This window comes from Tepidisphaeraceae bacterium (assembly GCA_035998445.1).
GTDB lineage: Bacteria > Planctomycetota > Phycisphaerae > Tepidisphaerales > Tepidisphaeraceae > DASYHQ01.
In genome coordinates this window covers 27,217-40,892 of the sequence record DASYHQ010000045.1, presented here as the reverse complement: position 1 = coordinate 40,892, position 13,676 = coordinate 27,217, and the positions used below count along the sequence as shown (strand labels likewise).

Annotated in this window: 10 protein-coding genes; 4 read left to right on the top strand and 6 right to left on the bottom strand. The window is 63.4% G+C overall.

The window, feature by feature from the left end; translation table 11 throughout:
* Positions 1 to 5 precede the first annotated feature (5 nt).
* Positions 6 to 1,373 carry an O-antigen ligase family protein gene (locus VGN72_17030; protein ID HEV7301074.1) on the bottom strand — a complete coding sequence of 456 codons (1,368 nt, stop codon included), beginning with the start codon at positions 1,371 to 1,373 and terminating at the stop codon, positions 6 to 8.
* Between the two features lie 170 nt (positions 1,374 to 1,543).
* On the opposite strand from VGN72_17030, the gene VGN72_17025 reads away from it, so the two are divergent.
* Positions 1,544 to 2,503: a class I SAM-dependent methyltransferase gene (locus VGN72_17025; GenBank protein HEV7301073.1), complete on the top strand. Its 960-nt coding sequence runs from the start codon at positions 1,544 to 1,546 to the stop codon at positions 2,501 to 2,503.
* 45 nt (positions 2,504 to 2,548) lie between these two features.
* On the top strand, positions 2,549 to 3,487 hold the full coding sequence (locus VGN72_17020) for a hypothetical protein (protein ID HEV7301072.1): 939 nt from the start codon (positions 2,549 to 2,551) through the stop codon (positions 3,485 to 3,487).
* Here the strand turns inward: VGN72_17020 and VGN72_17015 are convergent.
* Both VGN72_17015 and VGN72_17010 read right to left on the bottom strand, forming a co-directional pair.
* Positions 3,484 to 5,016, bottom strand: a complete 1,533-nt coding sequence (locus tag VGN72_17015; protein ID HEV7301071.1) for an oligosaccharide flippase family protein — start codon at positions 5,014 to 5,016, stop codon at positions 3,484 to 3,486. The genes VGN72_17020 and VGN72_17015 overlap by 4 nt on opposite strands.
* 197 nt (positions 5,017 to 5,213) lie before the next feature.
* The gene (locus tag VGN72_17010) at positions 5,214 to 6,524 is read right to left on the bottom strand and encodes a GDSL-type esterase/lipase family protein (protein ID HEV7301070.1); all 1,311 of its coding nucleotides are present in this window, start codon (positions 6,522 to 6,524) and stop codon (positions 5,214 to 5,216) included.
* Between the two features lie 191 nt (positions 6,525 to 6,715).
* Between VGN72_17010 and VGN72_17005 the strand changes: the two genes are divergently transcribed.
* Positions 6,716 to 7,915 (top strand): hypothetical protein, encoded by a 1,200-nt coding sequence (locus VGN72_17005; GenBank protein ID HEV7301069.1) that lies wholly within the window; start codon positions 6,716 to 6,718, stop codon positions 7,913 to 7,915.
* A gap of 175 nt (positions 7,916 to 8,090) precedes the next feature.
* Here VGN72_17005 and VGN72_17000 read toward each other — a convergent pair whose 3' ends face one another.
* Complete coding sequence (locus VGN72_17000; protein ID HEV7301068.1) at positions 8,091 to 8,402, bottom strand: hypothetical protein; 312 nt, start codon at positions 8,400 to 8,402, stop codon at positions 8,091 to 8,093.
* A gap of 314 nt (positions 8,403 to 8,716) precedes the next feature.
* Between VGN72_17000 and VGN72_16995 the strand changes: the two genes are divergently transcribed.
* Positions 8,717 to 9,397 carry a hypothetical protein gene (locus VGN72_16995; protein HEV7301067.1) on the top strand — a complete coding sequence of 227 codons (681 nt, stop codon included), beginning with the start codon at positions 8,717 to 8,719 and terminating at the stop codon, positions 9,395 to 9,397.
* Between the two features lie 587 nt (positions 9,398 to 9,984).
* On the opposite strand, the gene VGN72_16990 is transcribed toward VGN72_16995, so the two are convergent.
* The gene (locus VGN72_16990) at positions 9,985 to 12,870 is read right to left on the bottom strand and encodes a hypothetical protein (GenBank protein ID HEV7301066.1); all 2,886 of its coding nucleotides are present in this window, start codon (positions 12,868 to 12,870) and stop codon (positions 9,985 to 9,987) included.
* Between the two features lie 285 nt (positions 12,871 to 13,155).
* Positions 13,156 to 13,614 carry a biopolymer transporter ExbD gene (locus VGN72_16985; GenBank protein ID HEV7301065.1) on the bottom strand — a complete coding sequence of 153 codons (459 nt, stop codon included), beginning with the start codon at positions 13,612 to 13,614 and terminating at the stop codon, positions 13,156 to 13,158.
* Positions 13,615 to 13,676: the final 62 nt, after the last annotated feature.

The following is a 13,676-nucleotide window of genomic DNA, read 5'->3' as shown; positions in this document are numbered from 1 at the left end:
TGGCTTCATCGGGGAATCGCGTTGTCGACCCAGGGATATTCAAGCTGTTGTGCCAATTCGAAGGGCTGATCGAAGCCCACATCATTGGAGGTCGCGCGCGCCTGCGCCGCGTCGATCACGAACGCCAAGAGCGGGAACTGCAGGTAGAGGTAATACAACGGAAAGCTAAAGAATGCCGTAAAGTAGCCTTCAAAGCATGCACCCGCCCCCAACGCGCAAACGGACGCTAGCACGAAATCACTGGTAGCGCGCAAGTCGCGATCCATAAAAGCGCGAAGCCTAAGCATCCGGATGACGGAGTAGACCATCAAGAAGACGAAGATGATTAGCGGAACGAGCGCTAACAGACCCGCCTGTGATGCCACGAGCAGGAACGAGTTTTCGGAATAGCGAGTTTGCTCACCCACTCCAAAAAACGGATTGGAGGCGAAGTTGCGGAACATCGCCTGCCAGACGTGCGAGCGGGTGTCGCTGGTGTCCAGCATGCGCTCGGCGGATTCCGAGCTGTCGGAAAAGACCTGCATAGCGGCAAATAGACTGATTCCGACCGCCGCCGCAACGATGAACAGCTTGTCGATGCGATGCCGGAAGTACATCACAAGACCGACCGCCGCCATCAACGCGCCGGTTCGCGAGCCGGTCCAAAGCAGCATGGCCGATGCCAGTCCACCGATGCCGATCATGCTCAAGCGATATTTGAGCCCCACGCCTTGCCGCGTGATCAAGTGCGCAGTCGGGATCAACAACAATGCGAAGATCACGGCCGAATGGTTAGGGCTGCTCGTCAGCCCAGCCAAGCGGCCGCGGTGAACAACGGCTTGGGAATTGACCAGTACCTGGATCACGGTTGCCAGCAAGACCATTGCGCCACCGGCGGTGATGGCGGTAATAAGACGTTCGGCGCCGCGCACGCTCTGAAGGTGCCGACCGATCCCTACGATCAAGATTATGAACGTGAGTGGGAAGAGCACGAAGCCCAGCGTGCTCTTTTGGTGGTTCCCATCTGCGGCGATGCGCAACGTCAACATCATCTCGCACAAAAGGAAGAAAACCGCCGCGGCCGGCACAAAGCTACGTCGCCATCCCCGGTCGGACATCAACGTCGGCACGAGCAATAGCAACAGCGATCCGAACGCCAGCGCCCGAGCGAAGCTCAACAGCAGCGGGAGCGGGGTAACCAGAGTCTGATTCTTGATCCACGATGATGTGTCGAGGTTCGAAATGAAGAGCAGCCCAGCAACGACCGCCCATTTGGCGCTACGCGAGAAGCCCAGCACAACGCACACAACTAGACCTAGCAGAACCAACAGCCATGTTGCCGGATTTGCGAGAGCCCCAATGAGATTATCCAGTTGCTCTTGCGCGTTGTTCATCTTCACCCTAAGCGAGATCGTGCCAATCGGTCCTATCGCTTATTGTAACATGAAAGGCAACTGGACGTTGACTGGTGTTGATACGCGAGCGTTCTTCAATCGCGCGACGTCCGCTGTATGACGTGCCGAATTGTTGACGTTGGTAGAAGGCCGCTTTACGCTCCTGCCTGATGATGTCGATTCCCCAACGCGATTCGACGAGGAACACATTGGCGCAAGAGACACGGTTTCGCCCATGCGCGTTGTGCGGTAATCCCCAAGGGCGTAATCTCGGCGAAATCCTGCATCTTCGCCCTGCAACGGTCGCTGGTGTTCGCATTAATATCGACGACCAAGCATTCCACCTTGTCGCATGCGACGAGTGCGGATTTCAGTTCAAATCACCCGCAGTCCCGGAAGAACAGTTGCTAGCCTGCTACCGTGCGGCGGACTCCGAGTTCGCTGCGTGGATTTCACCCGATCCACTACAGCGACGTTTCGACATGATGCGCGACATGCTGTTGGAGAGAATCGGCAGTAGCAGACGGATTCTGGACATCGGGTGTTTTCACGGCGGCTTTCTAGACTATGTCGGCGCGGATTGGCAGCGATTCGGGATCGAACCAAGCGAGGCAGCAAGCCGCGTCTCAAGAACAAAAGGCGTTACTATTCTGTCGCCAACTCTCAGTGAGTTACCAGCCAGCACGCCACCGTTCGACGCCATCACTGCCATGGATCTGATTGAGCACCTAAACGAGCCGATGCCTTTCTTCCGCGAGGTGCGCAAGCGACTGACTGATAATGGTGTCCTCCTGCTTCTGACCGGAAACAACGACGCTTGGCAATGGCGCACCATGGGAAGTCTCTACTGGTATTGTTCGCTGCCGGAGCACTGCTCATTCTTCTCCAAGAAAAGCCTGGAGTACGTGTGTCGCGAAGTCGGGTATGAGCTACTTGAATTCCGAACGCTGAGTCACGGCCGCGCCAAGCCGGTGCAAAAGGTGAAGGACGTCGTTAAAAATGTTGCCTATCTCGCCGCTAGGAAGAGCGGCGGTTTTGGCATCGCACGGATGCGCCATGCAGTCGATCGCCATGCGCCAGGATGGCTCACGGCGCGTGATCATCTCGTTGCGGTACTGCGCAAGCGATGAACGAGGAAATTTGGCTAACTAACTCGGCCAATTGACGGCTACACCATGAACCTCCATCCGCTTAAAGTAGCATACGCCAAGGCAAGTCGACGTCGGCAGTACGCGCAGTTGCGGTGGGGCGGCTACCGACGCGGGCGGGTGCTGGCGGGACGGTGCGGGTTCTTCGGCAACATGTTCATGACGCTCAACGGCATTCGCCTGTGCGAGGCGGCCAGCGTTCAGCCTGAACCGTACTGGGATGGCGAATCCCTCTTCTACGATGACGCCCACGGCGATAACGCTTGGGCCTATTACTTCCAAACGGTGCCGAGCCTGACGTCTGCGACCGCGCCGCGCACGCCCTCAGCCGACAAAACGTTGCCCTTCAAGCCGACGGCCGACACGATCTTTCCACTGTATCCCAACATGGGTATCCGCGCCACGTACGCCGAAGTTATCCGGCGTTTCGTGCGGTTGCGGCCCGACGTGCAGGCCGACATCGATGCCCTCATTCACCGACTATTCGGCGACCGAGTCACCGTCGGCGTGCACGTGCGGCAGACCGACACCGTTGCTGGGTTCGAGGCCCGCAAGACATTCGGGCTCGACGCGTACTGTCGAGCGATCGATGAATACCTGCGGCGGTCACCGGACGCCGGCATCTTTGCTGCGACGGACTCGGTCGCTGCGATCGACGCGTTGCGCGACCGTTATGGTTCCCAACTTGTCGCGCTCGACTGCATCCGATCGACCGACAACGTCTCGATCCACGGCCACTACGATGGCGGTGTGCCGGGTAGCCCGTATCAGAAGGGGCTGGAAGTGGTGCGCGACGCGTACCTCCTCTCGCGCGTCGATCATCTCGTCCGCGTCAACTCGCGCGTGACTGCCTATAGCCTGTGCCTGAATCCGTCCCTGACGTTCACGGAGATAGGCGGCGACGATGGCAAGATGGACGCACTGCCGTGGCTGCAGACGAACGCTGCGCCCGCCGAACCGTCCTAACCTGCCGCTGCGTCCACGGCGTTTCCGCCGCCGGAGCGGCGACGGAGCAAGGCGACGATCTGCATCGCGTCGGTCCGGCTGACGATCCTCAAGCCCATCGCGTAGAGGCAGACCGAAAACGCGCCCACGACCGCGATGCGGACTGCCGGCTGATCGCTTAGCAGGCTTTGCACCACGCGATCGAATCCGAACGCGGCGACGGCGCACGTGGCGGCTAACAGTATCGGCGTCGTGATGGCGCGGAAGACATTCAACCAGCCCATCCCGCCGCCCCGGATACTCAGCCACACGCACAGCAGCTCCGCTATCCACATGCAGAGCGACACGGCGATCGCGACGCCGATGATCGAACCGAGCCGCGCGCCCAGCAGCACGGCCGGCACGAACGCCACCGCGTAGAGCGCCGACCACGTCAAGTACAACCGGAACGATCCCTGGGCCTTGAGCAGCGTCTGTGCGCCCATCGTGACGACCCGCGCCAGCATGCCGATGCTCAACACGCAAAGCGCCGGGACCGATGGAAGCCACTTCTCGCCGAAGAGAAGGAGGACGATCGGTTCGGCAAGGACCGCCTGCATCAGGCAGGGCAGCGATGCGACGACGGCCAGCATGCGCGTGGCCGAGAGGAACGCGGCCGCCTGCCGCTGGCGGTTGTCCTGCATGCGGCTCAGCACGGGCAGCAGCACGCTGTTCAGCGCGGTCGTCAGGATCGATGCCGTCTGCATCGACAGCGTGAACGCCAGGAAGTAGATGCCGACCAACTCCGGCGACCTCGTGATCATCTGCAGCGCGAAGTAGTCGCCCTGCTGGGTCACCGTGATGAACGCGAACGCGGCCGTCAGCAGCAATCCCTCCTTCGTAAGCACGAGCCAGCGCCAGGGCCGCAGCGTCCGCACGTTGATCACGGCACCTGCCATGCACAGCGCGATCAACATATGAAACGCCGACACGATGGGAACTGGCAGCAGGAGCGCATACGCACCCCAGCCCGCTAGCGCCAGGCCGATGCTGACGGCGCTGATGACGATGGTGTTCGCCAGCGTGATCAGCGCGATAGCCTTGAACCGCATGTCGACCTGCATCTTGATCCATGCCACGTTGCTGACGACCTGAAAGGGGATGGCCGTGCCGAGGATCAGCGTGAAAAGCTCAAGCTCGGGCTTCCCGTACAACTGCGCGGCGATCGGCGCTGCGACGAGCAGCAGCACGATGGCCAGCAGTCCGCAGAGGCACGAGAACCAGAACGCGTCGGTGCTCCATTCGTCGAACTCGCTCTGGCGTTTGGAGAGGCTCTCGCGCAGGCCACCTTGATGGACGAGGTTGACGAACATCGACACGGTGAGCGCCAGCGCCACGGTGCCGAACTGCTCTTTCAGGAGCAGCCGCGCCGTCACGATCTGCGTGAGGAAGCCAAGGCCTTTCACGCACATGATCTGCGTCAGTGCCCAGGCAAAGCCATGTGCCGCTACGGCGCGTAATGCGGGAGGGGGCGGTTTTGGGACGATGGGTGAGGCGATGCCGGTGGTCACGGGTGGGTTTTCGCGGGGCGGTGCGGGGCGTCTCCCGGTGCCCGGGTAGAGGCCAGTTGTATTCGCAGGGGCGTCGATTGTCCACGACCTCCATCCGCGGGACGAGGCGGCGGCTGACACAACAATACGAAGCGAAGACGGGGCGGCATCGACCGCAAGGCGGCGACGTTCGGGCGGTAGAGGGGGGGATAGAGAAGTTACCGTTGACGCCGTTGACGACAACGAAGCAACATGGATGCAGCAACGACCAGCATCGAAACCGATGCGGGTTCGGGAACCATCGCGTTGAACGCGATCTGCGAATAAGCCAGCGCGCCGGCGCGAGTCGGGTGCAATCCATCGGCCAGATAGCCCATCGAGTTCGCCGCCGCGTAGCCTGGGGCCGCTGTGTAAAGATCGACAAACGTGATCTGCTGGTCGGCCAACGCGATCTTCTCCAACTCGGCGGCGTACAGCCGCAACGGCTCGTTGTGGGACGCGATCTCGTACATGCCGAGCAATGTGAACGAGAGGTCGGCCTCGTCCTTACCCTTCGCGGCCCAATCGTCGCGCGTGGCAGCGATGATCGCCTGCACGTTCGCCGCGAAGCCCTCGGGCGTCTTGCCGGCATTGACGCCGTCGACGCTGAGGTCGTTGTCGTTGCGGTCGTTGAACCCCTCGGCGATGACGATGTTCAACTTCCCTGAGCCGCCGTCGACGATCGACCCAAGCCAGGCTAGCCGGCCCGCAGCAGAGCCGAACCCGCCGAGGTACTGGTCGTTGAGGAAATCGCGGGTGTCCTTGCCGCCGTAGCCCCAACTCGTGACGGTGACGCCGGTCGCGTTCGGTCGATGGAGGCGAGAGTAGAGGTAGGACGTCTGCGTCGCCCCCTCCAAGCGGAACTCCTGACTTGCAGGCGAGAGCGCGTTCGAGGCGAACGAAATCGTGGCCTTGCCGAACCCGTTGCCGTCGGCAGTGAACGCCGTTGGGGTCGCGGTCGCTATGCGCGTGTACGGTGCGCTGCCGAACCTGCGGTACGCACCGACGGCGGAATCGGTGGAGAGGCCAGCGCCGTAGACGGTCCAGTCGTACGCGGCCCGCGGGTCGAAGCCGCCCCCGCCCGGGCTCAGCGATAGATTCAGGTTGGCCGCCGGGCCGGTTGCGACGGTGAACCCGGTATCGCCCCATGCATACGGGCGGGCAGCCGTGGGCATCGCGGCGCGGCCCGCGGTCCAGCCGGTGCCGTTGACGGTGTGAAACGCGACGCCGTCACCCTCGTCACCGCTGGCGGCCCGCATCAGGCCCGATCCGGCCAAGCCGTAACGCTTGCCGGCGGCCGTGTTGAAGCCGGCATCCCAGCCGTCGCCGCCCGACAGGACAACGCTGTCGCCGAGAATCAGCATGTCGGCCCGGCCGGACTCGGCCGCCTTGGCCCATTGCAGCGTGCCGCGATTCAGCACGTCGGCATTGGCAAGTGCGGGCGCAAGTACGACGGCGGCAATGGCAATGAATGGGCAGGTCTGGATCACGTTGGCCCCTTTAACTTGGAACGGATCGGTGTGGGAACCCCCCACGCGCCGATTCGACCTTACCCGCGCTGCAATCGGCAAGCAACTGATACAATGGCTAAGGGCACATTTAACAGTTCGGTCCGCCAAGCCTCGTCGCGCAGCGCCATCTTCCGCGGTATGTTGCCTCGGCAATCATCCACGGAGAACGAATGACCATTCCTCAGCTGCTGCGTTCAACGTTGCTCTTGATGCTCTCATCCGAGGCCGTTGCCGCGCCGCCCCTGCGCGTGCATGCATGGACGAAGACGTTCGATCCGGACGTCAATCCAATGGTGTGGGTGGCCGACGACAAACCGCCGCAAGACGCCGCCTTTCGCACGATCCCCCTGCTACGTGAAAGGGCGGTGGGTGATCGGGTATTGCTGTATCGGGGCTCGCTCCGACCCGTGCTGTTCCTCACGCCCGGTGATCGCGTTGACTTCGCGCGGACCGACCCAGCAGCGTTGTTCAAACATGGTTGGCCCACGGCGGACCAGGAGGCGTGGTTCCGTCAGTACCTGACGCTCGTTCGTGACGCTGGCATCACGCTGGAGGCGGTGTTCCTTGACCAAGAGACCGGCGTGACGACATGGCACATACCCGAGCCGGATCGCGCCGAATGGTTCAAGCGCTTGCAGGCTAACCGGGATGCGATCGCGAAGTTCCCCGAAGTCGTTCGACAGGCGTCACCCGAATTGTTCGCCGACGCGCGACTGCCCGGCGGGGAAGCGCTCTACGAAGTCTATAACGTCGTCGCGTCGCACTTGCTGCGCGATGGGCTGCGACGCGCGTATGTGACGCCGCTCGCCGATCTTCACCCCAACGCGACGTTCACGAACTACGGCGACCTCCGGCCGTCGTTCCCGGTGTTCGACCTCAACGGCTGGGCGTTGCACGACGTGGCCGCGACCGACGTGTCTTCGCCACAACTATATCTCGCGCCCGAGGGCAATCGTTATGCGGCGTTGAAGAAGGACCCGCGGTGGAACCGGTTCATCGACACCCTGAACGTCGCGCGCAGCGCGCGGAACAAGGGTACGGTCGTGCCATGGATCGCCTCGCCGTCGTATAGCGGCGACGTCCTGGGGTACGTGGCGCCGTCGTTCCTTTGGGACGAGCAGCAACGGCACCTTCGCGAGACGGGTGTGGAGAAGATCCTGTATTGGAACCCGGGCCCGCCGTATCGGTCGGTCCTGAAGGTGCGGGATGACGATCGGCACGCCGCCCAGGTCTGGACGGAACTGCGACGAACCCGGGTAACGCCGGCACCGGCGGAGGGGTGGACGGCGATTCCGATGGACGCCGACGTCGTGCAGACCGGTGACGTGGTGACGACCTACGCCGGCTTCCTGAAGACGCTTCGAAAGTGAGTCGCACGCGCGGGCATCGGCATCGCATCGCATCGCGTCTGGCCGATTCGGGGTCGCGCATCGGGGGTTGATTCGGGGTCGTCACCGATTGCTCGCGATCCTTTGCCAGTCGCGGATGCGGCGCGCGAAATGGGTTGCGGGGCTCAGCCAATCGATTCTGTTCCGCGACCCACTGCTAACGCTCCGCAACCCATCGCTCGCAACGCTTTGCCAATCGGTTCCAACGCGCAGCCAATCGCTCGCGGTTCTCCGTCAATTGGTTACGGCACGCAGCCATTTGATTGCGCGGCTCCACCAATTGGTTACGGCGCGCGGCCAATTGGTTACGGCGCGCGGCCAATTGGTTACGGCGCGCGGCCAATTGGTTACGACGCGCGGCCAATTGGTTGCGGCGCGCGGCCAATTGGTTGCGGCGCGCGGCCAATTGGTTACGACGCGCGGCCAATTGGTTGCGGCGCGCGGCCAATTGGTTGCGGCGCGCGGCCAATTGGTTGCGGACCTTAGACAATTGGTTGTGAGGTCGGCGGATATTCGCAAAAGGGGGAAAAGGGCGATTTTACCGAGAAAATAGCGGTTTTGGTGGTATTGGATAATAGGGATTTCTAGATACGAAACGTAGTACAAAAATATTGTTGAAGTTTTCCCGCGGGGTTGATCGATAGTTGTTGTGTCCACCTCATGAAACGTCCTCCGAATGGCGGGGGCGGGGTGGGAGGCGAAGAACACTACGACGGGGCGGTTGGCGAGCCTGCTGGTGCGGGGCGGACGCTGGGCCACGCGTGGAGAAAAGGATTGGGCGTCATGGCGAAGTTTCCACCCACTCGGGATTCGGCTCTGTTGGCGGCGGCGTTGAACGTGGCGACGCAGATCGGGGCGTCGGCCGGCCTGTACCAGTTGGACCAGGTTCAGGTCAGCGCGTTCGTCGCGCTGCAGACGGCGTTCGCGACGGCGTACCAGACGGCGTACGATCCGATCACGCGCACCAGGGCCGCCGTGCTCGAAAAGAACGAAAAGAAGGAACTTTTGCTGGTCGGAATGCGGAGCCTCTGCGGCATGATTCAGGCGAACGTGGAGGTTCCGGAATCGGCCAAGGTGAATTTAGGGCTGTCGCCGCGCAAGCCGCCGACGCCGGCGCCCGTGCCGGGCAAGGCGACGGTCGACATCGAGAAGGTCGAGAACACCGTCGTGACGCTGCGCGTTCACGGTGAAGACCCGTCGCACCGCGGCCGGCCGGCCGGGGTGAGCGGGATCACGATTTTCTCGCACATCGGCAGCTCTGCCCCGATCAACCCGGCGGACTGGACGTTCGTCACGTCGACCGGAAAGATGGTCGTGACCGTCCCGTTTCCGCCCGAAACCCCGATGGGCACGAAGGTTTGGTTTACGGCTTTCTTCTTCAATAGTGTGAAGGCGAGCGGGACCGCGGCGACCGCGGTGAGCACGCTCCTGTTTGGCAGCAACACGACGGCGCAGGCGGCTTAGCCGATCCGGTCGGATGAACGATGGCCGATCGTTGCGGGAAGGGTCCCGCGGCGGTCGGTTGTTTGCGTTGGGGGAGGAAGCGGGGGCATGAGGCAGGGCGCGTTTTCGGATCCGCGCCAAGGACGCCAAGAGGCCAAGAACGCCAAGAAAAGGAGCGGATAAAAGGGATTCCGATTAATTCTCGCGCGTCGTCATCCTGAGAGGGTGCTAAAGAACGGGTTGCGGTCGGCGCTCGGCTCGTGGCATGGACGCCAGTGCCCATGCATGTCGACTGGAACGAGAGGCGCGATTTGTGGGCCGTTGCGCCGGCCACGCGGCGTCGATCTAATTGAGCTTTCCGACCCCACGCACGCATGGGCACTGGCGCCCATGCCACGGTCGGAGCCTCGCCCCGCCCCCTATCGCTCCCGCGTTTCTTCGCTTGGCGTTCTTGGCGCCTTGGCGGGCTTGGCGCGCATCCCACGTCGTTAACGTGATCGGGGCAAGCGGCGGGTGGTCTTCGATCGATCGAGATCCCTCAGGTCGCTACCGCTCCCGTTCGGGATGACAAGCATCTCTCTTGGGGCGCTTGATCGATCGGACAGCGTCTACCCCTGCACCACCGGCGTGCCGGCGGGTTGGGTGGTGGGGTCGAGGTCCTGCACCTTGTAGTCGGGGATGATGCGCTTCCGCAGGTCTTCGAAGTCGGCGGCCCCGCGCTTGCCGCCGACGGATTTGCCGTATTGGATGTAGAGGCGGCGGAGCTGGCCCTTGGCGGCTTCGAGGCCGGCCTTGGCCTTGTCGTCGGCGTTGGGGGCAGAGCCCATCCGGGCGAAGCCGTCGAGCTGTTTGAAGGTGGCTTCCCAGAACTGGTCGTTGTCGACGCGCTGCTGTTCGCCGTTCTGGGTGACGGTGATGCGGGCGGCGCCGAGCTTGCCGTCGTTCAGCAACTTGCTGAGCAGCGGGGCGGCGGCGCCGTAGTTGCCGAGGTCGTAGTGGGTAAGGGCCAGGCCCATCATCACCTGCGGGTCGCCGTAGTTGACGTCGGCCGGGGTGGCGTTGGCGGGCAGCGTGGCGCGGTAAAGCGCGACGTTGGCCTCGGACTGCAATCCTTCGTACAGCTTTTGGGCGGCCTGCAGGCCTTGCTTGCGGGCGGCGGGATCGTCGCTCAAATTGGCGGCGAGCTGTTTGGAGGAGGCGTCGAAGACGCGGTACTTGTAGGTGAACTGCTTGATCTTGGGGTCTTTGTTGTTGGCGGCCCAGTCGACGAGGTAGCCGCTGAGGTCGGCGCGGTTCTTGGCGATGGCGCGCTGGGCGGCGGTGTCGCCTGCGGTGAGGGCGGCGTTGTAGTCCTGGTCGAGGCGCTGCAGCAGATCGAAGACGATGCGCAGGCCCTGTTCGCCCCCCTTGGTGTTCAATAGCGTGACGAGGTTCTGCGTGGCTTTGTCGGTCTGGCCCAGGTCCATGTACGAGCCGACGCGGAGGAAGAGGGCCTCGGCCAGCAGGTTGTCCTCGCCGGGCGCGCCTTTGACGGCCGACTCGAAGTTGCCCAGCAGTTGCAGCGTGCGGTTGGGGTCCTTCGACTCTCGCTTGGCGAGGTCGGCCGCCAGCAGGGCGGTGCGGGCGGGGGCGAACTGGTAGAAGGCTTTCTCCGAGTCGCGGGTGGCGGTGGCGACGGCGGCAGGTGCGGACTTGTTGACGGTGTCGGCCAGCCGTTGGATGTCGGCGACGATCTTCTTGCGGTCGGCGTCGCTCAGCTTGGGCTCGTTGGCGTCCAGCTGCTGCTTCAGCGAGAGCATTTCAAAGTAGCGGGCCTTCACGGCGTTGGCATCAGAGTCGGGCACCTGGCGGAAGTAGGTGATGGCCTTGGCGTACTGGTCGGTCTCGCGCAGGCGAACGGCGTACATGTAGGCCAGTTCCTTGTGATCGAATTTTTCGATCGCGATCGGCAGGAAGCGGTCCATGAGGCCCGCCAGCGCGGGGTTGGTCTGCTCGGTGCGCTGCAGGTCGAACACCAGCGCACCGGCGTTGTCGATGGCGGCGCGGGCGTGCTGGCCCTGCGGGTAGGCGGTCACGTAGGCGAGGAAGGCGTCGGCGGCGTCGGCCTTGCGCTCGAGCTTCATCAGGAAGTAGGGCAAACGGATGGCGGCGTCTTCCACCATCGCGTCGTCCACGCCGGCCTTGCCCTTGCGGGCGACCAGTTCGCGCGCGGCGTTGGCGGCGGACTCGAGGGCCTTCTTGTCGGGCGCGTCTCCCTGCGACTTGGCCATCTCGGTCTGGCCCCGCTGCATGAGGGCCGACAGCAGAAGCGGGTCGAGCTTGGTGACGTCGGCGTCGGCGGGAATGCGCTCGAAGAGCTGGTCGAAGATGATCGAGCGGTAGCCGGGATACTCCTTCACCAGCCCCACGAGCACGGCGATGGCGGCGTCGTTGGCCTTGGCCTTGGCGCTCCCGCTGGCCTTCTCGGCTTCCAGTGACGTGATGCGATAGTCGAGCATGCGGGCGGCGGCATCGGCGCCGGGCATGGCCTCGGGGGGCAAATTGGCCTTCTGCCAGCTTTGCAGATCGGCCAGCCCCTTGCGCGCGCCGGGGATGTCGCCGGCCAGCATGAGGGATTGGGCGCCGAAGTACTTGGCCTCGTAGCGCTCGGCGATGCCGGGCTTGGGCTCGAGCGACGCGGCCTCGGCCTCGATCGAATCGAACAGCTTCTTGGCGGCGGCGAAGTCGCCCTTGGCGAGGTTCAGCTTCGCGATGCGCAACCGGGCGACGGGCTGAACGTTGGTATCGGGTGCATCGTACGGCTGCAGTTCGGTGATCGCCTCGTCGGCGACGGTCTTGCGCTTCGGGTCGGCCTTGTCGATCGCGCGTGCCAGGCTGTAGGCGCTCATCGACTTGTTGAATTTGGCGAACGTGGTCAGATTGTCGAGCTCGGTCCAGCGCTTCTCGGCGGCGGGGTTGTTGCCGGTGATCTGCTCGGCGGCCTTGTTGGCCAGTTCCTCGGCCTCGGTGGCGGCCTTGTCGTAGATCTTCTGGATCGTCTCGGCCAGCGGGCGCAGGCTGGCCTGCAGGCGCGCGTTCTCGCCCCAGTACTCCAGCGTGTTCAAATCGGGGTTGATCCCCTCGGTGATCAGCGTGCCGGCCTGCTGCATGAGCAGCTTGGGATCACGCAACGTCGGCAGCGCCGCCTCGATGCCCTTGACGACCTGGGCGATCACCTCATCGCGTTGCTTGGGAGACAAATTTGCGTTCGGGTCCGACAGCTGCCGCAACGCAGCCAGCGTGCGCACGCCCTGGCGCTGGGTCTCGGGCGTCTTCGACTGTTCGAACGAATAATCGAGCAGCGAGTTGAGTCCGCGCGAGGCCAGCTCGGCCTGCAGGCGGCTTTCGTCGAGCGCGTCCAACCCACTGGCGGCCCGCTGTTGCTGCTGGGCAAGCGCGGTGTTGGCGGCCAATGCGAGCAGGGCGGCGACGGTGGTGGCGCGGAGGTAAGTCATGGCTGTGAAATTGTAGCGAATGCGGGTGGGAAGTTCTGCATCCGCGATGCTTTAGTCATGCGAAAAACGGGGGGGAAGTTGCGGGGTGAATCTCGCCGGGCGTCGCTCGCAACCGATGTCATCCCGAGCGGAGCCCAAGGCGACGGGAGGGATCTCCCACGGCAAGCGTCCTTGGCCCTGGGAGATCCCTCAGGTCGGCAAGCCTCCCATCGGGATGACAAGTGGCGCGTCGCGACTTCGTGCGGCCCCAAGGTCCCTGGGGCCGCACGAACGAACACGCCCAACTTAGTGCGCCGTCGCGAAACCCACCCGCGGCAACTCGGCCCGCAGCGCGGCCTCGTAGCATTGGACGAGGAAGCGGTACTTCACGTTGCGGCCGGGGCTGATCTTCACCTGGATTTTGTCGTCCGGGGTGCCGGCCTCGTTGAACTGCTTCTTCATCGCGATGAGCTGTGCGGTCAGCTTCTCGGTCGTGTCGGCCTGGATGCGGCCGGCGGTGGCGACGAAGCGGTCGGGGGTGGGGGAGTCGACGCGAATGTCGAGCGCGACCTCCTCCTTGATCTCGTCGGAACTGCCCCCGACCCCGGCGGCCGTCACCGGCATGTTGCTGATGAGGTAGTGCTCCTGCCCGCCGAACGAACCGGTGAGCATGAGGAAGATCAGGATCACCATCACGACGTCGACCAGCGGCGTCATGTTGGGGCCCGATTCGTAATGGACGGCTTTAGCGCCTTTTAATCTCATAAGTTACACTCGATACGGAGGGGTTACTGTTCCGGCCCCTCTCCCGGTACTCCGGGAGAGGC